This is a genomic window from Flavobacterium sp. MMLR14_040 (assembly GCF_033657265.1).
Taxonomy (GTDB): Bacteria; Bacteroidota; Bacteroidia; order Flavobacteriales; family Flavobacteriaceae; genus Flavobacterium.
The window spans coordinates 12909-33861 of sequence record NZ_JAWVWO010000013.1 but is presented as its reverse complement, the minus strand read 5'-3'; the positions used below and the strand labels follow the sequence as shown (position 1 = coordinate 33861).

Annotated in this window: 23 protein-coding genes; 2 read left to right on the top strand and 21 right to left on the bottom strand. The window is 33.7% G+C overall.

Annotated elements, in window-relative coordinates; genetic code table 11:
• Positions 1–5: 5 nt before the first annotated feature.
• The 18 genes from SD960_RS16620 to truA form a co-directional block, all read right to left on the bottom strand.
• Positions 6–911, bottom strand: coding sequence for an NmrA family NAD(P)-binding protein (locus SD960_RS16620; RefSeq protein WP_318804883.1), 906 nt, complete (start codon positions 909–911; stop codon positions 6–8).
• Positions 912–1001: 90 nt separating this feature from the next.
• Positions 1002–1490 (bottom strand): SRPBCC domain-containing protein, encoded by a 489-nt coding sequence (locus tag SD960_RS16615; RefSeq protein WP_318804881.1) that lies wholly within the window; start codon positions 1488–1490, stop codon positions 1002–1004.
• Between the two features lie 302 nt (positions 1491–1792).
• A complete protein-coding gene (locus SD960_RS16610) occupies positions 1793–2134 on the bottom strand; it encodes a nuclear transport factor 2 family protein (RefSeq protein WP_318804879.1) in 342 nt (113 codons plus the stop codon).
• 186 nt (positions 2135–2320) lie between these two features.
• Entirely contained in the window at positions 2321–2917 is a 597-nt protein-coding gene (locus SD960_RS16605; RefSeq protein WP_318804878.1) for an NAD(P)H-dependent oxidoreductase, read from the bottom strand.
• 9 nt (positions 2918–2926) lie between these two features.
• Positions 2927–3517 (bottom strand): GNAT family N-acetyltransferase, encoded by a 591-nt coding sequence (locus tag SD960_RS16600; RefSeq protein ID WP_318804877.1) that lies wholly within the window; start codon positions 3515–3517, stop codon positions 2927–2929.
• Between the two features lie 55 nt (positions 3518–3572).
• Positions 3573–4073 (bottom strand): SRPBCC domain-containing protein, encoded by a 501-nt coding sequence (locus tag SD960_RS16595; protein WP_318804874.1) that lies wholly within the window; start codon positions 4071–4073, stop codon positions 3573–3575.
• Positions 4070–4390 carry an ArsR/SmtB family transcription factor gene (locus tag SD960_RS16590; protein WP_302096973.1) on the bottom strand — a complete coding sequence of 107 codons (321 nt, stop codon included), beginning with the start codon at positions 4388–4390 and terminating at the stop codon, positions 4070–4072. The genes SD960_RS16595 and SD960_RS16590 overlap by 4 nt, the downstream gene beginning before the upstream one ends.
• A gap of 174 nt (positions 4391–4564) precedes the next feature.
• Positions 4565–5239, bottom strand: a complete 675-nt coding sequence (locus tag SD960_RS16585; RefSeq protein ID WP_318804872.1) for a carbonic anhydrase — start codon at positions 5237–5239, stop codon at positions 4565–4567.
• A 237-nt stretch (positions 5240–5476) separates the two neighbouring features.
• Complete coding sequence (locus SD960_RS16580) at positions 5477–5986, bottom strand: TPM domain-containing protein (protein WP_318804871.1); 510 nt, start codon at positions 5984–5986, stop codon at positions 5477–5479.
• A gap of 123 nt (positions 5987–6109) precedes the next feature.
• Positions 6110–7018: an arginase family protein gene (locus SD960_RS16575; protein ID WP_318804870.1), complete on the bottom strand. Its 909-nt coding sequence runs from the start codon at positions 7016–7018 to the stop codon at positions 6110–6112.
• A 102-nt stretch (positions 7019–7120) separates the two neighbouring features.
• A complete protein-coding gene (locus tag SD960_RS16570; protein WP_318804868.1) occupies positions 7121–7819 on the bottom strand; it encodes a CPBP family intramembrane glutamic endopeptidase in 699 nt (232 codons plus the stop codon).
• 60 nt (positions 7820–7879) lie between these two features.
• Complete coding sequence (locus SD960_RS16565; protein ID WP_318804866.1) at positions 7880–8215, bottom strand: DUF1801 domain-containing protein; 336 nt, start codon at positions 8213–8215, stop codon at positions 7880–7882.
• Between the two features lie 553 nt (positions 8216–8768).
• A complete protein-coding gene (locus SD960_RS16560) occupies positions 8769–9518 on the bottom strand; it encodes a DUF2314 domain-containing protein (RefSeq protein WP_318804864.1) in 750 nt (249 codons plus the stop codon).
• 153 nt (positions 9519–9671) lie between these two features.
• Positions 9672–11060 (bottom strand): dihydrolipoyl dehydrogenase, encoded by a 1389-nt coding sequence (gene lpdA / locus SD960_RS16555; protein ID WP_042563046.1) that lies wholly within the window; start codon positions 11058–11060, stop codon positions 9672–9674.
• A 431-nt stretch (positions 11061–11491) separates the two neighbouring features.
• Complete coding sequence (locus SD960_RS16550) at positions 11492–12076, bottom strand: NUMOD4 domain-containing protein (RefSeq protein WP_318804861.1); 585 nt, start codon at positions 12074–12076, stop codon at positions 11492–11494.
• A gap of 448 nt (positions 12077–12524) precedes the next feature.
• The gene (locus tag SD960_RS16545; protein ID WP_318804859.1) at positions 12525–12821 is read right to left on the bottom strand and encodes a ubiquitin-like protein; all 297 of its coding nucleotides are present in this window, start codon (positions 12819–12821) and stop codon (positions 12525–12527) included.
• Between the two features lie 178 nt (positions 12822–12999).
• Complete coding sequence (locus SD960_RS16540; protein WP_318804857.1) at positions 13000–14754, bottom strand: ABC transporter ATP-binding protein; 1755 nt, start codon at positions 14752–14754, stop codon at positions 13000–13002.
• Positions 14755–14904: 150 nt separating this feature from the next.
• A complete protein-coding gene (gene truA / locus SD960_RS16535; RefSeq protein WP_318804855.1) occupies positions 14905–15645 on the bottom strand; it encodes a tRNA pseudouridine(38-40) synthase TruA in 741 nt (246 codons plus the stop codon).
• 403 nt (positions 15646–16048) lie between these two features.
• Between truA and SD960_RS16530 the strand changes: the two genes are divergently transcribed.
• Both SD960_RS16530 and SD960_RS16525 read left to right on the top strand, forming a co-directional pair.
• On the top strand, positions 16049–17962 hold the full coding sequence (locus SD960_RS16530; protein WP_318804853.1) for an SPFH domain-containing protein: 1914 nt from the start codon (positions 16049–16051) through the stop codon (positions 17960–17962).
• A gap of 256 nt (positions 17963–18218) precedes the next feature.
• Positions 18219–18713 (top strand): metallophosphoesterase family protein, encoded by a 495-nt coding sequence (locus SD960_RS16525; RefSeq protein WP_318804852.1) that lies wholly within the window; start codon positions 18219–18221, stop codon positions 18711–18713.
• A 24-nt stretch (positions 18714–18737) separates the two neighbouring features.
• On the opposite strand, the gene SD960_RS16520 is transcribed toward SD960_RS16525, so the two are convergent.
• The 3 genes from SD960_RS16520 to SD960_RS16510 form a co-directional block, all read right to left on the bottom strand.
• Positions 18738–19673: a sensor histidine kinase gene (locus SD960_RS16520; protein WP_318804851.1), complete on the bottom strand. Its 936-nt coding sequence runs from the start codon at positions 19671–19673 to the stop codon at positions 18738–18740.
• A gap of 20 nt (positions 19674–19693) precedes the next feature.
• Positions 19694–20356: a response regulator gene (locus SD960_RS16515; protein WP_302096957.1), complete on the bottom strand. Its 663-nt coding sequence runs from the start codon at positions 20354–20356 to the stop codon at positions 19694–19696.
• A gap of 163 nt (positions 20357–20519) precedes the next feature.
• Positions 20520–20936: a DUF4293 domain-containing protein gene (locus SD960_RS16510; RefSeq protein WP_042563039.1), complete on the bottom strand. Its 417-nt coding sequence runs from the start codon at positions 20934–20936 to the stop codon at positions 20520–20522.
• Positions 20937–20953: the final 17 nt, after the last annotated feature.

The following is a 20953-nucleotide window of genomic DNA, read 5'->3' as shown; positions in this document are numbered from 1 at the left end:
GGTACTTAATTTTGGTTATAAACAGCGGCAAATTCTTTTGCATATTCGGCCATTTTTGTTTTTCCCATCACCGCAGGTCTGTTGCGTTCGTAATCTTCGCCCAATAAACCATTGTAAAGTCCGGCGTACATTTCGACCAAACCAACGGCGATTTTTGGCTGCATTCCCACAGAAGTTAAACCGTTTAAAACTTCTTCATCACTTACCAAAACCCATTTTAAATCCGGTTTTCCAATAGCGTTTCCTAAAATTTGTGCCGTTTCATGTCCGGTAAGTTCGTCGCTTGAAACATAACGAATTTTTCTTTTTTCAGCTTCGCCAAACGAAGTTGCTAATTCTTCGGCAATAGCCTGAGCAATATCATTTGGAGAAACCCACGGAATCATTTTGTCTGCGCCGTAATTGGCAGCAATAATTCCAGCATTTTTGATCATCGGAATATAAGCCAGCACATTATAAAAGAAAGAGGTTGGACGCATAAACGTAATCGAAACATCTGAAAGTTTATTCAAAATACTTTCGATTTCATAATAACGCTGAATAATTCCGGAATTTTCTTTTAAATGCGCGCCAATGCTGCTTAAAAACACAACACGTTTCACACCAGATTGTTGAATGGCTTCTGCATAAGAATTGCCGATTTTATCCGTAAAAGCATCTAAATCCAGATTTGGATCAAAATAATTCGCTCGCGGAATCATGCAATAAACCGCATCTGAACCTGAAAAAGTTTGGGTTAAAAAAGCCACATCTTCAACAGATCCAATTGCTGCTTTTGCGCCCAGAGCATCAATTGTTTTTTGTTTTTCGGCATCACTGGTAATTATTGTCACCTGATGTCCTTTTTGTACTAATTCCTGAGCCAATGGCTTGCTAATGTTCCCTAGAGAACCTGTAATTGTAATTTTCATCGTTTCTATATTTTGATGATACAAAGTTGCGCATCATCACGAAAATTACTTTAGCCAAATCTACTATTGTCGTAGTCGAAACTCTTAGGATTAGTTATTTGCGCTCAGCTTTCTCTCATTCTCTGTTCTGGGTTTGTCTTTGCCGTTTGGCTCGCCTTTTCCTGTAGTAATTAATTTTTTTAAACTATTCTGAATGTAGTTTGTCCAGGAATCTCGGCATATGTCAAAACATTCGTAATCAGGAACCAAACCAAAATGTGTAAAACGAAGCTGCGTTTTACCGTCTTTTTCTGAAATTTCAAAGGTTGGTTTTGTATTCGTCCATTCCGTTTCATCTTCTGTAAATTTGAAATAATTATCTTCTATCAACCAGACAATTTTCTGGTTCGGAATCACTTCAATCAATTTGACTTTGCAGCGATGAATATCTTCATAATGATACTGAAATTCATCATTTTGTTTCGCCGTATTTCCCTCAATTTGTTCAGACCACCATCCGCGAACGTTGGTAATGGCAGTAAAAACTTCTTGTGGAGATTGATCGACTATTATGTTAGTGGTAAAATCTTGTGCACTCATTTTGTGTAGTTTAGAAAGTTATATAACAAATATACTTCCTAAAAATCAATAACTTAGGGCAATTATGAGACAACTTTAAGGGTGGAATAGGACAGATTTATTAATTTTAGATTTTAGAGTTCAGATTTTAGATTGTTTGAATTTGGAATTTGAATTAATTTTTCAGGAGCAGAAACATGATTTTCATCAGAACCACCCGTCCCGCTGTCCGCTATATCTTTTTCCTGCTAAAGGAGCAGGAAAAAGGATACCGCTCCCATCGGGGCTAAATTAGAAGTTTTGTTTTTTATAAGAAATAAAGTTTATTCTCTTATAATATCCATTCGGCTTATTTTTTGACCTTCGATTTCAAAAATAACAACTTGTTCTTTTTTTTCATTGCTGCCATTTCTTCCCGAAACGTATTCATAAACAATTGCTTTATTATTAAAAAAGATAGTTTTTATAATTCCGGCATTCAAATCAGGAGATTGTTCAAATAGTTTGATAAACATTTCTTCGCACTCTTTTTTGCTGTTTATTACCAATGAAAGATCTGCAAAATTGTAAATTTTGGTATCGTCTGTGTATAGAGACATCATGTTTTTTATGTCTCTGTTATTAAAGGCTAACATTTGTAGGTCGATGATTTCTTGTATTGTCATTTAATATGATTTTAGAGTTAAAATTTAGATTTAGATTGTCTAGTGTTTATCGCAATCTTGTCATTTCGACGCAGGAGAAATCACACTCGTGAATCGCCAAAGATTGACGACTTTTATTGTGGAGCTTCTAGTGCGATTTCTCTCCCGAAGACTCGGGATCGAAATGACAAAAAAAGATCTTTGCGGTTAAATCAACTTTTGTTTGATCCTCTCTACAACACCTTCAATTTGCAAAAAATGTTTAGCCATAACTTTCTCCAATTCAAGAGTTCCGCCCAAAATCAACATTTCCTTATTTTCGAATCTTTTTCCTAAACGATCGTCGAGCATTATGATTTTCATACTTTGCGCCATATTTATTTCTTCAAGAAATTCATTTGGATGTCCGGCTGTACAAATTACAAGTCCAAGCGGAATGGTTTTCATTTTTTTTGAAGTTTCATTTTGTCCGTAAGCATATCCAACCGAGTAAACGCGGTCGAACCAGCCTTTTAGTTTTGCCGGACAATCGCTCCACCAAACCGGATACAAGAATATAATACAATCTGCCTTTTCAATTTTTTCATGTTCGGCTACAACATCAGCGGAAATAGGAAGATTGGTTTTTGCAAATCCTTCTCTTTCATATTCTTCTGCCGACATATCGCTTTGAAAATTCATCGCATATAAATCAGAAATTTCGAGATTCCAGTCTTGCTTGTTTATTTCATTTTTCAGTTTCTGCAGAATCTGAAATGTATATGATTTTTCACTAGGATGACTGTAAACAATTAGAATATTCATAGTTGCTTTTTATTCGTTATTGTATTCTGATTTTAGCATGGCGTACTGAAATTCACTTCCCCATTTTCCTTTTAAGAAAATATTTTCGACAAAATGACCTTCTTTCTTAAAACCTAAACTTTCCAAAAGTTGTATTGAAGCTACATTTTCTGCATCAACAATTTCTACAACGCGATGAAAATCTTCAATTGAAAAAAGAAAATCCAGAATCGTTTTCATCGTTTCTTTTGCATATCCTTTTTGCTGAAATTCAGGCGAAATTGTAATCCCGATCTGAGCGATTCTAACATCATAGTCGTCGAGTTTAATAGCGCAATCGCCAATTAATCTGTTACTTTCGAGATCTTCTATTGCGTATTGAACCCATTCGCCGGCTTTGCCAAATTGCATATCTTTTTGAGAATCTATAAAATCTTTGCATTGCCCGATTGTCATGGTGTCAAAACCCTGGTATTTGGTAATTTCCGGATTTGATCGGTAGGAAAAAAAATCATTTAAATCTGAATCTTTTAAATTTCGAATACAGATTCTATTGCTAATACTATTTAAATGCATTTGGTTTTGATTAGTTATTAAAATAGCGCCTAATTTTGAATTCAAATTTAGGCGCTATTATTTAGAACGAAAATACAAATAAAAGTGATTGTTTTTCCTGTTATTTTTTGGCTTCGAATATTTTATCCAATCCCTCCATTGCGATTGTAAATCCTTCTTTGAAGCCCATTTCGATGATTTTTTCCAGATCAGAAAGGTTTTCATGTTTGATGGCAATGTTAACAAAGGTAGAGCCATTTTGCTCATCAAAACTTACATTCCAGTCAGAACGCGGGAAATCTACATTTAAGTTACCTTCGCTATCGCAAAAAGCATCCAGATATTTAAAATTTGTTTTAGGCGTTATCGAAGTAAAATCTGCCAAAGCCCAATGTTCTTCGCCTTCAGGTCCAACCATGGCATATAATCTTTGTCCGCCTTCATTAAAATTCATTTTTTTAGTTCGGGATTTCCACGGGGCAGGTGCCCACCATTGATCCAGAATTTCAGGTTCTGTCCATGCAGACCAAACATCAGAAATTGGTGCGTTAAATTCTCGTTTTACATTAACCGTGCTATTTCCCTTATCTACAGAAAAGTCCATTAAAAGATTTGATTTCATTTTTTTAAAGATTTTAGATTAATTAATACTTGATCTAATTGATTAAAACGGTTTTCCCAATGTTCTTTAAATTGTTCGAGCCATTTGTCAATTTCCTTCATTTTATCAATTTTTAATTGGTAATAAATTTCTCTTCCAACCTTGTGCTGTTCTAATAATTCGCATTCATTAAGAATTTTAATATGTTTAGAAACCGCCTGCCGTGTAGTGTCAAATTGTTCTGCAATTGCATTTGGCGTAAGAGCCTGACTAGTAACTAAAACTAAAATAGCCCTGCGTGTCGGGTCGGCAATGGCCTGGAAGATATCTCGTTTCATGAGGAAAATTAATTTAATTACGCAATCATTAGGTTGCAAATATAAGCAACCTTTTGGTTTCGAGAAAGTATTTTGTAACTTTTTTAATTTAATAAATAAAATTGCCGAAAAAGCTTAAATAACATAACACTGTTTATTTTAGCTTTTTCGGCAGATTTATTAAAGATATTCTTTTTACAATGGAGAAACTTTTCCTGTATGAACATCATATCGCATGGATACAATTTTAATATTATGTTCTTTTACAATTGGATTATCCTGTATCAATTTTGTCGAATGTTTGATATTCGCATCAATTGCGCCAAGATAATTAGTTGCTTTAGGTTTTGTTTTATCAGCCTCAATTTCTCCAATTTCCTGAGAAATAGTTTCTACAATATTATCAATGTGATTAAAATGCTTTTTATAAGCACCATCTTTGTCATTAATATACGCCTTAATCGCGCCACATTCGGTATGGCCTAATACAACAACCATTTTTGTATCCAGATGTTCTATTGCATATTCAATACTTCCCATATCAATATCAGAAATTAGGTTTCCTGCATTTCTGATAACAAATAAATCTCCAATTCCCTGATCAAATACAATTTCCGGCGAAACTCTGCTGTCTGAACAGGTTATAACAACTGCAAATGGTTTTTGCCCGTCCTGATTATCTAAAACAGACTGTTTGTTTTGATGTGGATGAATTGATTTTTCGTCTAAAAATCTTTGATTTCCCTGAGTTAATCTTTCTAAAGGATCTAAATTTTTGTTGCTTTCAATAGATTCTTTGTTTACATCATTTTTCTTGCATCCTGCTATCGAAAGTACAAGAAAGGCTAGTGCTAAAATTTTTGTTTTCATTTTTTCTTTTGATTTACAATATGAAGTAAAATACTTGTTAAAATAATTGCAAAGATAATTTTTATAATAAAGCAACAATATCTTTTTGGACATTATTTAATTGTTTCAGGTAATATTTTAATCTGGAGAATAGCTTAAATAACGTAAAGGATATTCAGTAATGGCTAAAAAAGACATAAAAAAAATCCGACTTGTTTTCACAAATCGGATTTGATATTTGATTTAAAAATTGGAATATTATTCCAGTTTTTTTATTAATTCATTTACAGCGCTTTCTAAACCTTTATAATAATCTCCTTTTTTAAATTCCGGTACAGCAAAACTGCTTATTATTTCTTTTGTCTGATCGTCACTCAGTTTGTAGCGTATAGAATCTTCTCCCAAAATTTGAATCTGTCTTAATTCTTTACTTAAAAGTATTAAAATGGTTGGCTGCATTTTTAAACTACTGTTGAGGTATTTATCTAAATTTTGAGAATACTCATATAAATCTGTATAAGGTTTTATAGAAGAAGTCGTTACAATGATAAATTTATAAAGTCTCTTTTTCTCAAATGTTTTTAGTGTGGTGTTTAAAGCAGTTATTTGAGTTGCAGTTAATATTTTTTCAAAATCATTAACGTTATCGTACGATTTTGCAAAAATATTTTGTGTTTCTGGACTCGATTGTGTTTCTTTTTTTGTTTGGGCAAAAAAGCTGGCGGGCAACAGCAATGCAATTGTAACAAGGAGTATTATTTTTTTCATCTTAGGCTAAGATTTAGATTTGGTGCCGCAAAATTACCACTTTATTGTTATAAAATATTCAGTAATTTTATACTAAAGCGTTAATATTTCAGATGAACATTTAAAGGCAAACAAATTTGTATTTTAGAATTGTTTTTTTTGAGACAAGTTGAAAGTAGTCGTAATATTATCTACAAAATCTTTTGTGTATTGTCCCGTTGTGTCTAAATCAGGATCCAGAATCGTTATTTCGAGTCCGCAAAGTTTTTTACTTTGAAATAAATAGGAGGTAAGTTTATTAAACTCATCATACGTTAAACCATCCGGCGTACGGCTGTCAACACAAGGCATTATAGTATCATTAAGAACATCCACATCTATATGAAGCCAAAAACCATCCAGATTCTTTTTTTCAACTTCTGAAAGAAATGCTGCTGTACAATTTGAAATTCCTTTTTCCCGCAAATCTTTTAGGCTAATATAAGTTGCAGACGAATTTCGTATTTCGTTTTCATATTCATCGTCATATTCGCGGTTGCCTGCGCACCAAAGATTTTCTTCTTTGATATAAGGCGATAAGTTTAAAATATTGGTTAGTTTTTCATGCCCGTTTCCTGTTACAATAGACGCTGCCATTCCGCCAACGCCACCAGTTTCCGATAAGGAAACGTCCATAAAATCAGTATGTCCGTCAAGATAAAATAGCGCGTAATTACCTTTTTGTTTCAATGCAATTGCAGATCCTAAAAGAATACTGCAATCACCACCCAGTATAAAAGGAAATTTATTTCTGGTGAGTAGATTATTTACGAGGTAAGCTTGTTCACGAGCATATTCTATTAACGAATTTGCGTTTAGAATTTGCGTTTCAGCATCTTTTGTATTGTTATATTTTGGAGGATCGAGTCTAAGGGTATTTTCAGGATCTAGTATTTTATGCAAATTATGTCTCTGAAACCAATCTGGCAAACGTTTTACGCCGGGTTCTTTCCCTGGTTGAGGTTCTTTTAAGCCTAAATTTGATGGGAATTCGACAATATATACTTCTCTCATAACTTTGCAATTTGGTTATAAAGTTATTAAAATATATGCTTTATTATTGCTTTTTGATGAATTGAAATAATTGATTTGACGATAAAAGCCGGAAATTTTTAATTATTCTTTATTGATAAATCGTTTTTTATAATCTAAACTTTTTAGATAGAAATAAGCCAGAACGGGCAAACCAATAATCTGAATGATAAAGAAAACTAAAGACAGCATTCCTTCTAATTTTTTATCACTGTTGATAATTAGAAACTGCTGTCCCAAAGGTCCTTTTGAGAAGATTACCGTGTGGATAAAATTCCATCCAAAATGCAAACCAATTGGTAGATATAAAGTTTTTGTTTTTGCGTAGGCGAAGGCAAACATGAGTCCCCAGATTCCTGTCATTAAAAATACGATTGCCATTTGAACCGGATTTCCGAAAGCTCCGTAAGAAAACCAATGATAAATGCCAAAAGCGATTGCAGAAATAATACAGGCTTTTTTGATACCCATTTTTTGAATGAGAATATAAAGCAAAGCACCTCTAAAAATAAGTTCTTCGAATAAAACGGAACTTAAAACCCACCAGGAACTTTTAAAAAATGTTCGGGTATTGAAAGAGGGATTTATGGTGTAATAAGTATTTGCCAAATCAGCAGCAGCGATATAATACAAAACAGAAAAGAGTGCGGCAGCGAAAAAACCAAAGATTAAATTTAAAGCATTGTTTTGAGTGAATTTAAAACCTAAAACAGCAAGATTTGATTTGTCAAACCACCAAAGCAATAACCAGGAAATTAGAAGTTCAATAATGATTCCGATCATGATTTGTTATTTAAGTCGCTCTAAAACGCCTTTACGTTTTACCAGATTTTTATAATCCCACTAAATTTCCTTTGCTTTTTCGAGCCAGCGGTTTACATCTTCTTCAATAATTTGTTCCGATGAGTTATAGCGAAACTCTGCTGCTTTAAAAGAACCTTCGTTGGATAATTTTTCTTCGTCAAAAGATTGACCGCTCCAGAACAGTAAACGAACAGAATCTTTTAATTTGCTGTACCCCACAATTGGATTTCCGTCAAGAAACCAAACCGGATGTGCGTGCCAGATTTTGTTTTCGGCATCGGGTAAATTTTCATCGATAATATTGGCCAATTGATTGCAGATTTCCTTGTCTGAACTATTTTGCGAATTATTGTAATCCTGTATGGTTGTGTTCATGGTTAATTGATTTCTACCAATATGTAATCTCTCCAAGATATATTTTGAATATTTTTTTAAAATAATAAATTATGAATAATCAGTCATATATATTGAAGATTTGCCTGTTTAAAATAAACAAAAAAATAATAAATCAATTTGAGATAATCCGTTAGGATTTACCTATTGGTAGCAAAATCATATTTCCAATATATAATTATCCCGTAGGGATTACACCTTTTTAACATGTCGTTTATTTAATTAATTTACAGTTGTTTATGAGTTTAATGCACAAGCTAAAATAAACAAATTTTATTATAAAAAACAATTAAAAATGAATGTTCTTATGAAAACGGGTTTGCGTGAGGGATAGCAACGAAAAGCCCACAGCCTGACGAAGGAAGTGCGAGGACTTGCAGTGAATAGCCCGGCCCGGAGGGACACGCCCAGATAAAGATTCTAAGATTCTGAGTTGCTAAGATTCTGAGATTCTGAGTTGTTGAGACTCTGAGATTTCTTATAGTGCGTTTTTTTTTTAAATCCGACTTGTTTCACAAATCGGATTTAAATTTTGTTAGGATAAAAGTGGAATTAAATGCTGCCAGTTGAGTTGTTTTGCAAAATCTAATGCGGTTTTACCATGGATCGTTTTTGCATTAATATCGGCTCCGGATTCTATTAAAACTTCAACCGAGGTACTATTTCCTGCAATTGTTTCGCGGTGTAAAAAAGTATATCCCAACTCATCTTTGCTGATTACTTCATTTGGGTTGTTTTTTATAAACTCTAAAAGGCTTTCTTTCATGTTTTTACTCATAGGATGTTCTATAAGGTTTTCAGGTTTTTCCTTTTGCTCAAAAACAACAAGAATGTCATTATAATCGCCAAAATCCATACCCCAGGCTTCATCATGTTCTGCTCTTTCGGTTTCACTCATTTCAGATCGCATGGCTTGTATTGTAAAACCTCCGTATGTTTTTCCTTGGGTTGCAAACAGCCAATCGCTAATTTGATTTATCGGAATTTCGACTTCATCGCCGTTATTTACATTGGTAAGTTCATTGGGGTCGTTAACTAGAACGCCGTATATATTTTCGCCATCAAAGTTAATATCGTTAATCCACATGTGCTCGACTACAGTTTCATTATCTATTTCTTGTGTGAAGGCCAATTTTACGCAGGCAACATCGAGTCCGGGCACTATTCGGCGATATTCCCAAGAGAGTTCTCTCCAAAAATATTTAAATGTTTCCTGTGCTTTTTTAAAGGCTTCAATCATTTTTGGATTTTCTCCATCGGCAAAGAATACTGGTGTTTCTTCCATTTATATATAATTTTATTTGTAAATCTATTTTAACTACAAGATAAAATAATTTGAATAAATGCTCTGGATTTTAACAATAAAAAAAATCCGACTTGTTTTCACAAATCGGATTTTTAAATTGAAAATTATATATAACCGTAAAACGGTTTGATATTACAAGTGAATTACTTCGCCGTAAGCATCAGCAACAGCTTCCATAACTGCCTCACTCATTGTAGGGTGAGGGTGAATAGATTTAAGGATTTCATGACCTGTAGTTTCCAGTTTACGAGCTACAACTGCTTCAGCAATCATATCTGTAACACCAGCACCTATCATGTGGCATCCTAACCATTCTCCGTATTTTGCATCGAAGATTACTTTTACGAATCCGTCTGCAGCACCAGCCGCTTTTGCTTTTCCTGAAGCTGAGAATGGGAATTTACCAATTTTTAATTCGTATCCTTTTTCTTTAGCTTGTTTTTCAGTTAAACCTACAGAAGCGATTTCCGGAGTTGCGTAAGTACAACCAGGTACGTTTCCGTAATCGATTGGGTCTACGTGTAAACCAGCAATTTTCTCCACACAGTTGATTCCTTCTGCAGAAGCTACGTGAGCCAAAGCCTGACCTGGAGTAACGTCTCCAATTGCGTAGTATCCTGGAATATTAGTTGCGTTGTAAGCGTTTACGAGGATTTTATCTCTGTCAACAGCAATTCCAACTTCTTCTAAACCAATATTTTCGATGTTTGTTTTGATTCCAACTGCCGAAAGTACAATGTCAGCTTCAAGAATTTCTTCTCCTTTTGCTGTTTTTACAGTTGCTTTTACGCCAGTTCCTGTAGTATCAATTTTCTCTACAGAAGAGTTTGTCATGATTTTTACACCTGCTTTTTTCATTGAACGCTCCATTTGTTTCGAAATGTCTTCGTCTTCAACTGGTACAATATTTGGCATAAATTCTACAATAGTAACATCTGTTCCCATTGAGTTGTAAAAGTGAGCAAATTCAACTCCAATTGCTCCAGAACCTACGATAATCATAGATTTTGGCTGCGTTGGTAATGTCATTGCCTGACGATAACCAATTACTTTTACTCCGTCTTGTGGTAAGTTTGGCAACTCACGAGAGCGGGCTCCCGTTGCGATGATGATGTGATCAGCGCTATATTCAGTTACTTTATTGTCTTTATCTGTAACGTCAAGTTTTTTACCTGGTTTTAGTTTTCCGAAACCTTCGATAACGTCAATTTTATTTTTTTTCATCAAAAATTGAACTCCTTTACTCATTCCGTCAGCAACACTGCGGCTACGTTGAACCACTGCAGGAAAATCTTTATCGAATTCAGAAACTTTTAATCCGTAATCAGAAGCGTGTTTTAAATAATCAAAAACCTGAGCTGATTTTAATAATGCTTTTGTTGGGATACAACCCCAGTTTAAACATACACCACCAAGGCTTTCTTTTTCAACTACAGCTACTTTAAAGCCTAATTGTGAAGCTCTAATTGCTGTTACATATCCGCCAGGACCACTTCCTAAAACAATAACGTCGTATTTCATTTTTTTGGTTTTTAGTATTACTACCGAAAATGAAGTTTATATAATTCCGAAACTCATTTTTCGATTTCTCTTGTTATTTGTGATTGCGAATTTAAGGATTTATTTTAAAATAGCCTTTAAATTTTATTTTTGACATACTGATTTTGACCTTTTCACAGAGAACAGTATAAATGTTAATTGTAAATTATGAATTATGAATTGAAAATCAAGATTGATAAGCTAAAACTCAAAGTATGTATTTCCTGAAATAAACAAAGTCGAAGAGCTTTCGTATTGAAAAGCTCTTCGACTTTGTTTAGAGTGAAATCTTAAATAAGTTTCAGGCTGAGCGCCCGAAGGTTCAGGAGAAGCCCTATAAGTTGGAAAACTCTTCGACTCCGCTCAGAGCGACAGTATCTTTTAATCTAAAATCTAAAATCTGCAATCTAAAATTAAACCTTCACATGTCCCCAGTTTTCTCCACTTGCAATACGTCTAATCTGCATTTCGCTTACGCCGAATTGTTTTGCGATCATTTTAAGGCGTGTTTTTTGTTCTGGTCTGGCAAGGATTTTTTTAATTAACATCACTTTTGTGGTGGTTAATTTTCTTCCGTCGGCTTTTAGATTGTGTTCGATCAGGTTCTTTTTCGCCTGAATAACGCGTGGACTTTTACGACTGTGTGCCATCATTTCGGCTTTTGTTGCCCAGCGTAAATTTCTGACATCATCATTACTTCTGTTGTAATCAAGATGTAAAACATACGTTTGATCTTCTGATTGTTTTGGAATAAAATATTGAGCAACTAATTTGTATAAAAACAAATACTTGTTGACAATTTTATCGTCTTTTTTAATCTTAAATCTAAAAGTTGGATAGCCATCGCTTAATCCTCCTTTTAAGATTCTTCCGTTTTCTATTTCGTCAGAAAAACTGATTAGACGGCCCCTGTTTGAAATGGCATATCGAAGCTGTAACGAGGCGTTTATTTCTATTTCTTTAAATTCTTCGTTTGGATAAAATCTATTTTGTGGCATTTTCTTTTACATTTGATTTATATATTCTCAAATATAAAAAATTCAAAAACCAATAAAGTTACATAATTTCCATCAGATGTTACATTTATGATTCCTATAACGCTCTTTTAACTTTTTTAAGAAATTTTTTAGCATTACAAATCTTAGTTTGCTACTGAAAACTGCGAATAATAAAGATTTTTATAATAACCATCGGTTTTATTGAGCAATTCCTGATGTGTTTCTTGTTCAGTAATCAAGTTGTGATCCGGTTTTTAACTATATTTAAAAAATAATGGGGTTCCAACTTTAAATTAAAAGTTAAACCCCATTATTTTTAAACTTATACACTTTCTTAGAACAGTGTTTTTTGTTTTCTATAGTGAATGTGAAACCGAAATAATAAGTATATTAAAATCCAGTTTTAAAAAATGTATTAAACTACATCGTCACCCTTTTTTAGGAAAGATTAATTAGAATTACATGGATTACTTATAACCATATGTATGGTACTTTCTTTTTGAATGTTATAATCACATAATGTCCTACCATCTTCAAGTTGTTTTCCTGCAAATATTAACCTTTGGCAGTCGACCGGAATTCCTTCTTTCTCAAATACTTTTTGCTTAATGTTATCAATAGTATCTGAACATTCAGCTTCAATGGTTATGACCTTTCCAGTCAAAGTTTTTATAAAAAGTTGCATGGAGAATGCATTAACCGAAAAGGCTAAAAATAAAACGGTAATAAGTAATTTTTTTCTCATGGTATTTTTTTTAAAATGATTATTTATTCCTCAAACTTACTTATTTATTTGTAAGAAACAAGTAATATTGTTGAGTGATGTTAAATTCATTTTTCCATAAATATAATGAGTAATGGTGTTTTTAGCACTTGAATGTTGTACGATTTTGAGAGTTAAGAATATAGGTAATTTCGTCAGGCTAATTAGCTACTGAAAACTGCGAATCATAAAGATTTTTGTAATAACCATCGGTTTTATTGAGTAATTCCTGATGTGTTCCTTGTTCTACAATTAATCCTTTATCCATTACTACAATTTTATCTGCATTTACAATCGTGGCCAAACGGTGTGCGATAATGATAGAAGTTCTGCCTTTTGTAATGGTTTCTGTAGCACGCTGAATTAATTCTTCAGAATAGCTATCGATAGAAGAAGTAGCTTCGTCCAAAATCAAAATACTTGGATTGCTCACATACGAACGCAAAAAAGCAATTAACTGACGTTGACCGGATGATAACATAACACCACGCTCTTTTACATCAAAATCATAATTATCCGGCAAGCTCATAATAAAATCATGTACACCAATTTTTTTGGCTGCGTCCAGCACTTTTTCGCGCGTAATTTCCGGATTATTTAAAGTAATATTATTGTATATAGTATCAGCAAATAAAAACACATCTTGTAGCACCACGGCAATTTGTTTTCGTAAAGAAGCCAGAGTATAATTCTCAATATTATGTCCGTCAATAAAAATCGTTCCGCTGTTTATTTCGTAAAAGCGATTCAATAAATTAATAATTGTCGATTTTCCGGCTCCGGTCGATCCTACAATCGCAACAGTTTGTCCGGCAGCGACAGATAAATCGATACCTTTAATAACTTCTTCTTCGGGAATATAACTAAAACGAACTGCTGCAAATTCAATGCTTCCATTAAAAATAGGCGCTTCAAGAGTACCTGTGTCCTGAATATGATCCTGAGTATCGATAATATCAAAAACACGATTGGCCGCAATCATTCCTAATTGCATCTCATTAAATTTATCCGCAATTTGACGTAAAGGGTTAAACAACATCCCAATGAACATCGTATAAGAAAATAAATCTCCGAAAGTCGTAAAATGATCTCCGTTTAAAATTTTAAATCCGCCATAAACCACAACCAATCCCAAAGTTATAGACGAAATAATATCAGCAATAGGGAAAAATATCGAGTTGTATAAAATTGTTTTTATCCAGGCAACACGATGCTTATTATTGATTTCTTTGAAGTTTTCGGCTTCAATTTTTTCACGGTTAAATAGCTGAACGATTTTCATTCCCGTCACGCGTTCCTGTACAAATGAGTTCATGTTTGCGATTTGCGTACGAACTTCTTCAAAAGCAACCTGCATTTTACGTTGAAAAATTCGGGTAATGTAAACTAAAATTGGCATTGCAATAACCACAATCCAGGTCAGTTCCCAATTCATGTAAAACATAAAAATCAAAACCACCAGCATTTTCATCAAATCACTTATAATCATGAAAAGTCCCTGACTGAAAATACGTGCAATCGATTCAATATCAGATACTGATCTGGTTACCAATTGTCCAACCGGAACTAAATCAAAATACTTCATTCTAAAACTTAAAATGTGTTTGAAGAGTTTTGTTCTAATATCTTTTACAATATCCTGCCCCAGCCAGTTAGCCCAGTACACAAAATAAAACTGAGAGAAAACTTCACATAAAAGTACAACGCCCATTAAAATAATATACATCAATAAACCTTGTTTATCCTGCGTTTTAATATAGCCGTCAACCGTTTGCTTTAATAAATAGGGGCGAAGTGCCGCAAAAATCGACAGTGAAATTGCAAAAATAATAACGCCGTAATAACGCCATTTATAAGGTTTTGTATATTTTAAAATCCGTTTGAATAATCCGGTATCAAATGCTTTTGCTTTCATTATATTTTTTAGGAGCTATTTCCTGCTTTCCGTTACAAGTTTTTCTCAAAAATATGTTTTTGTACTGTTTTTATAAAGCTTCCGCTGGTCGCTTCATAAAAACACAAAAACTTATATTTTTTTCAAAAAAGCTTTTCACTTCAATCAGGGCTATTTTATGATGTAATCGTAATTAATTTTGGTTAAATATAAACCATGTGCCGGTACTGAAAACCCGGCTTTTTCCCTGCTTTTGCTGGCAATAATGTTTTCAACATCAGACAAGGAAATTTTATGCAGTCCAACATTTATTAAAGTTCCTACAATGGCGCGAACCATATTTCGTAAAAAACGATTGGCCGAAATCGTAAAAACCAGTTTGCTGTTTTCCTGTTTCCAATATGCCTCAAAAATCGTGCAATCAAAAGTATTTACATCTGTATTCACTTTCGAAAAGCACTGAAAATCGGTATGATTCAGTAAAATCTTTGCAGCTTCATTCATCAAAGCTACATCTAATTTTTGGTTAAAATACCAACTCAATTCTTCCAAAAACGGATTTTTAACAGTATTGATATGATATTCATAGGTTCGTTTGGTGGCGTCAAATCTGCAATGCGCATCATCATGAACCAAAATAATATCAAAAATGGCAATGTCTTTCGGTAAATACGAATTGAGTTTATGTACCAAATTTGGAGTATCAATTGAAGCATCAAAATCAAAATGACCATACATTTCAGTTGCATGAACGCCAGTATCAGTTCTTCCTGCACCCATTATATTTATAGGAGCATTCAGCAAAACCGAAAACGCTTTGTTTAAAGTTTCCTGAACAGAAGAGGCATTGGGCTGAAATTGCCAGCCGTGATAATGTGTTCCGTTATAAGCAAATTGAATAAAATATCTCAAGGTAAAGGTTCAAAGGTTCAGAGAGGCAAAGGTACAAAGATTTTTTCTTTATAAGGTTTAAAGTCGCAAAGGTACAGAGGTTCAAAGGTTTTTTTCTGTAAATGTAACTGGAAGTTATTTAACATGGTAGTTAATAAAATCGCCTTGTTTGCATTTGTTAATATAAACCTTTGAACCTTTGCCTCTCTGAACCTTTGTACCTTCCTCTAAAAACTGTTAAAACCCAAAATACCAATCATAGTTTACACAGCAAAAAATCGTGTCAGAAATTGACAATTCCAACGATTTAATTGAAAGTAATTTTTAACATTTTTTTAAAAAATATCCAAAAGTTAATTTTTAAAATATTTCATTTTAACAGGAAGTATTTCTCCTATGTTTGCATCCTAAATAATCAAAAACTATGAATGAAATTACTTCTTATTGGTGGATAATTTTAATCTTATTCTCCATTCTTTTTTACAAATTTATTTTACGTGTTTTCTTCGGAATGGTGATGGTTCCAGAGGATAAAATTGGTTTGGTGACCAAAAAATTCGTTTTGTTCGGAACGGATAAATCATTGCCGGATGGCCGTATTATTGCCACAAAAGGCGAAGCAGGCTATCAGGCAAAAACGCTCGCTCCGGGTTTATATTGGGGAATGTGGATCTGGCAATATTCAATAGACATGACCGGATTTACCATTATTCCCGAAGGTAAAATTGGATTGGTTTTGAGTAAAGACGGACAGGAAATTCCAACCGGACGAATCCTTGCCAGAAAAGTAGACAGCGATAACTTTCAGGATGCTACTTTTTTCTTGAACAATGGCGGACAAAAAGGACGTCAGACCGCTTTTATTACAACGGGTTCGTATCGTATTAATACATTTTTGTTCGAAATTGTAATTGCAGATCAAATCAAGATTTACGAGAATATGATTGGTATTGTTACTGCGCTCGACGGTGAACCAATTCCGCAAGGACAAATTGCAGGTAAATTTGTTGAAGGACATAACAACTTTCAGGATTTCGACAAGTTTTTAGGAAGTGGCGGAAATCGTGGTTTGCAGCCTCAGGTTATGTTGGCGGGTTCTTACTATATTAATACGTGGGGAATTTTAATCGAACAAAACCCAATGACAGATGTGCCAATTGGATATGTGGGAGTTGTGATTTCGTATATTGGTGAAGACGGACAAGATGTTACCGGAGATACTTTCAAACACGGAAATATTGTTTCAAAAGGACAACGCGGTGTTTGGATGGAACCACTTGGGCCAGGAAAATATGCTTTGAACAAATACACAACTAAATTAGAAGCTGTTCCAACAACCAATTTAGTTTTAAACTGGGCAAATGCAAGAAGCGAATCACACGATTTAGATAAAAATCTTTCTACGATTACTGTTCGTTCCAAAGACGGTTTCCCGTTTAATTTGGATGTGGCTCAAATTATTCACGTTCCCGCAGCCGAAGCACCAAAAGTAATTGCCCGTTTTGGAAGTATGAACAACTTGGTTTCGCAGGTTTTAGAACCTACAATTGGTAACTATTTCAGAAACTCGGCTCAGGATAGCGACGTGATTTCGTTCTTGTCAACCAGAAAAGAGCGTCAGGAATCAGCTAAAAATCACATTAAATTAGTTCTTGACGAATATAATGTAAATGCTGTCGACACTTTGATTGGGGATATCGTTCCGCCAGATTCATTGATGAAAACGTTGACCGATAGAAAATTAGCAGAAGAAGAGCAAAAAACCTATCAAACGCAAAGAATGGCGCAGGAACAACGTCAGGGAATGGAGAAAGAAACTGCAATTGCCGATATGCAAAAAGAAATCGTTCGTGCATCGCAAAGTGTTGAAATCGCTCAGCGAACTGCAGATGCAACTGTAAAGAAAGCAGAAGGAGACGCAACAAGTTTAAAATTAAATGTAAATGCCGAAGCGGAAGCTACAAAAATGCGCGCCAATGCAGAAGCTGAAGCAACAAAAGCAAGAGCAGGAGCACAGGCAGAAGCAACGAAGCTGAATGCAAGTGCCGAAGCCGAAAGAATCTCAAAAACAGGTTTGGCCGAAGCAGAGAAAATTATGGCAATTGGTAAATCTACAGCAGAATCATACCAGCTTCAGGTGAGCGCGATGGGCGGTGATAACTTTACGAGATATAAAGTTACCGAAGAAATTGGTAAAGGAAATATCAAAGTAATTCCAGATGTTTTAATTTCAGGAAATGGTGGATCTGACGGTTCTATCAGTGGTTTACTAGGTTTAAAATTAATGGAAATGATGGATACCAAAGATTCGAAAGATGGTAAAATTCCGAAGAAATAGTAAGTATTGCAAAATGTAAAATATAAATAGTATTTGACATTCGACAAACCTGACAGGTTTAACATCAGGATAAATTCGATTATTCGTAGAGGCGCACAGCAGTGCGTCTAACATCAAGTTTAAAATCCGATTTGTGAAAGCAAATCGGATTTTTTTTATAAAAAAAAACTTAGAACCTTAGCACCTCAGAACCTTAGCGCCTTTTAAAAAAAACCTTTGTACCTTTGCGCCTCAGAACCTTTGCCTCTTAAAAAAAATGACAAAAATCCTTCTTCTTTCTGATACTCACAGCCATATTGACGATACCATTTTGAAATATGTAGCTCTGGCCGATGAAGTTTGGCACGCCGGAGATATTGGAGATTTGCATGTTACAGATACCATAAAAAAACTAAAACCATTACGTTGTGTTTACGGTAATATCGATGATGCAAAAGCAAGATTAGAATTTCCGTTACACAATAGATTTTTATGTGAAAATGTTTCTGTCTGGATTACACATATTGGTGGTTATCCAGGCAAATATAATCCAGCTATCAGAGAAGAAATGACGGCAAATCCACCTAAATTATTTATTTGCGGACATTCTCATATTTTAAAAGTAATGTTTGATAAAAAAAACAACTTGTTGCATATGAATCCCGGTGCTGCGGGAAAAAGCGGATTTCACCAAATGCGAACCATGCTGCGATTCGTAATTGATGATGACAAAATAAAAGATCTTGAAATTATTGAAATAGGCAAGAAGTAGGAAGTTAAGAGTTAAGAGTGAAAATTATAAAGTGGGGACTTTTATTTTAACAGAAGTCCCGGTATTATCATTTGCTCTGGAAATAATCGTAAAATTGCCTTTTAATTTTTTAATTCGCGCTCTGATTCTGTTCAGTCCAAAACCTTCCTGATTTAGTTTTTCGGCATTAAAACCTTTCCCGTCATCGTGAATAATAATAATCAACCGATTTTGTTTTTCGTGCAATGAGATTTGGGCATTTTTGGCACCACTATGTTTTATAATGTTGCTAAATAATTCGCTTACAATAAAATATAATTTAATTTCAAATTTCTCATTATATCTTGTTGTTGTAGGTACAGAACTTGTGAATTGAAACAGCAGACCAGAATTAGAATTTTTTTCGCATAAATCTTCTAAGGCATAAACTAAACCAAAACGAACCAAAAGAGTAGGGATTAACTCGTGTGACATGTCTCGTAAACGATCGTGAGCTTCTTCAAGAATGGTTTTTGCTTTAAGAAGTTCTTCAGATTTTATAGCATTTTGAACTGTAAAAGTATTTAAATGCAAGCCCACTGAAGACAATAGAGAATTGATGTTATCATGTAAAAACGATGCGATTTTCTTTCTTTCGTTCTCTTGCCCGTCGATTCCGGCGTTGATAATGTTAAGCTGTATTTTTTGCTGAATATCCTTTTGTTTGTTCTTTCGTTTTAATTTGTCATTTTGATAAACGAAATATAACAAAACCATTAGCATTATAGTGAGTACTATAAACAAACTCACTATTTTTTTATTGGTAGATTTTTCAAGTTCCAGAAACTGTTCTTTTTTTATTATAGAATTATCAGAGTTGATTTCCTTTTTAGATTCCTTAATACCCGTTACTTTTGAAGATACATCATATTGATTAAATACTGACGCATTAGTAAATGCGGATAAAAAAATAAATAAAATAAATATTCTAAAAGTAAACATAGATTATCAGTTAGTAAACACTATGGGTTTATTAAATTATTTTTAAGGGCATATTTTACCACTCCAATAACGTTTTTGGTTTTTAGCTTTTTCATTATATTCTTTCGATGGGTTTCGACTGTGTTGACACTAATGAATAATTCTTCGCTTATTTCTTTTGCGCTATATTCAAGAGATATTAAAGTGATAATTTCAATCTCTCTTTCGCTCAAAAACTGATTTTCGCTAAAAGCAGGTTTGTTTAATTTAGGATTATTTTGAGTAAAATTAGTAAAGATTTTTTCTCTTATATGCTTGTCAAAATATTCTTCATCCTTGTTTACCGCTTCAATTGCCTCGATAATGTTTTCTCCAGCACTTTTCTTGGTTAGATACCCTTTAGCGCCTAATTTCATTACTTCTTTTACGATTTTTAAATCATCATAACTGGAAAGAATGATTACTTTGCAGGGGAATCCTTTTTCATTAAACTCCTTTAAAACTTCGATTCCATCCTTTTTAGGCATACTGATATCGAGCAGCAAGATGTCGGTATTGTTTTTTATAACATCTTCATAAATAGATATTCCGTCTAATGAATTGCCTACAACCTCAAAGTCAGAAACGGTGCGCAATAAATTAGTAAGTCCGTCGATAAGTACTTGATGATCATCTGCAAGATGTATCCTTGTTTTATGTGTCATGATTGATTTGAATCTCAAAAATCAAATTTATGAAATTTATCTTACAAAATGGTTTTTAGTTCTTTGTTTGTGAAAGTCTTATTAAAAATGAGAAAATTTCACGCACAAAAAAACCCGAATATAAAATTCGGGTTCTCTTCGCACATAAATAAAGTTTATAGGTTTACCTCAAACGATCTACAGATTTTACGAGATCTTCGTCTTTCTTGATGGCCTTATTAGCTAACACTAATAATACGATAGCAACAATAGGAAGAAACATCCCAATACCTTTCTCTGAAACAGCGTTAACTGTCTCTCCAGATAAATTTAGTGATCGGTATACAAATAATCCTAATAAAATTAAATTTAATATTATGTTCAGTCTGCCCATTACAAACTGATTTTGTCTTTTTTTGTATGAAATAATGCTAATAATAGTAAGCATTGTGCTTAAACCTAATAAAATAGTATAAACCTGGTCCTGCATAAAATAAAATGCTTTTCCGGTATTTAATGTCCAAAGCGGAATAAAAAACATCAGAACCCCTGTTACTAAAAAGGTAAGAATTAAATATACGGTTTGAATTCGTTGTATCATGATCAATAATTGTTTTA

Excerpts from the sequence above, each read along its gene's own strand:
- SD960_RS16620 (WP_318804883.1), bottom strand. The coding sequence starts at position 911 with ATGAAAATTACAATTACAGGTTCTCTAGGGAACATTAGCAAGCCATTG.
- SD960_RS16615 (WP_318804881.1), bottom strand. The coding sequence starts at position 1,490 with ATGAGTGCACAAGATTTTACCACTAACATAATAGTCGATCAATCTCCA.
- SD960_RS16610 (WP_318804879.1), bottom strand. The coding sequence starts at position 2,134 with ATGACAATACAAGAAATCATCGACCTACAAATGTTAGCCTTTAATAAC.
- SD960_RS16605 (WP_318804878.1), bottom strand. The coding sequence starts at position 2,917 with ATGAATATTCTAATTGTTTACAGTCATCCTAGTGAAAAATCATATACA.
- SD960_RS16595 (WP_318804874.1), bottom strand. The coding sequence starts at position 4,073 with ATGAAATCAAATCTTTTAATGGACTTTTCTGTAGATAAGGGAAATAGC.
- SD960_RS16590 (WP_302096973.1), bottom strand. The coding sequence starts at position 4,390 with ATGAAACGAGATATCTTCCAGGCCATTGCCGACCCGACACGCAGGGCT.
- SD960_RS16585 (WP_318804872.1), bottom strand. The coding sequence starts at position 5,239 with ATGAAAACAAAAATTTTAGCACTAGCCTTTCTTGTACTTTCGATAGCA.
- SD960_RS16580 (WP_318804871.1), bottom strand. The coding sequence starts at position 5,986 with ATGAAAAAAATAATACTCCTTGTTACAATTGCATTGCTGTTGCCCGCC.
- SD960_RS16575 (WP_318804870.1), bottom strand. The coding sequence starts at position 7,018 with ATGAGAGAAGTATATATTGTCGAATTCCCATCAAATTTAGGCTTAAAA.
- SD960_RS16570 (WP_318804868.1), bottom strand. The coding sequence starts at position 7,819 with ATGATCGGAATCATTATTGAACTTCTAATTTCCTGGTTATTGCTTTGG.
- SD960_RS16565 (WP_318804866.1), bottom strand. The coding sequence starts at position 8,215 with ATGAACACAACCATACAGGATTACAATAATTCGCAAAATAGTTCAGAC.
- SD960_RS16560 (WP_318804864.1), bottom strand. The coding sequence starts at position 9,518 with ATGGAAGAAACACCAGTATTCTTTGCCGATGGAGAAAATCCAAAAATG.
- lpdA (WP_042563046.1), bottom strand. The coding sequence starts at position 11,060 with ATGAAATACGACGTTATTGTTTTAGGAAGTGGTCCTGGCGGATATGTA.
- SD960_RS16550 (WP_318804861.1), bottom strand. The coding sequence starts at position 12,076 with ATGCCACAAAATAGATTTTATCCAAACGAAGAATTTAAAGAAATAGAA.
- SD960_RS16545 (WP_318804859.1), bottom strand. The coding sequence starts at position 12,821 with ATGAGAAAAAAATTACTTATTACCGTTTTATTTTTAGCCTTTTCGGTT.
- SD960_RS16540 (WP_318804857.1), bottom strand. The coding sequence starts at position 14,754 with ATGAAAGCAAAAGCATTTGATACCGGATTATTCAAACGGATTTTAAAA.
- SD960_RS16530 (WP_318804853.1), top strand. The coding sequence starts at position 16,049 with ATGAATGAAATTACTTCTTATTGGTGGATAATTTTAATCTTATTCTCC.
- SD960_RS16525 (WP_318804852.1), top strand. The coding sequence starts at position 18,219 with ATGACAAAAATCCTTCTTCTTTCTGATACTCACAGCCATATTGACGAT.
- SD960_RS16520 (WP_318804851.1), bottom strand. The coding sequence starts at position 19,673 with ATGTTTACTTTTAGAATATTTATTTTATTTATTTTTTTATCCGCATTT.
- SD960_RS16515 (WP_302096957.1), bottom strand. The coding sequence starts at position 20,356 with ATGACACATAAAACAAGGATACATCTTGCAGATGATCATCAAGTACTT.
- SD960_RS16510 (WP_042563039.1), bottom strand. The coding sequence starts at position 20,936 with ATGATACAACGAATTCAAACCGTATATTTAATTCTTACCTTTTTAGTA.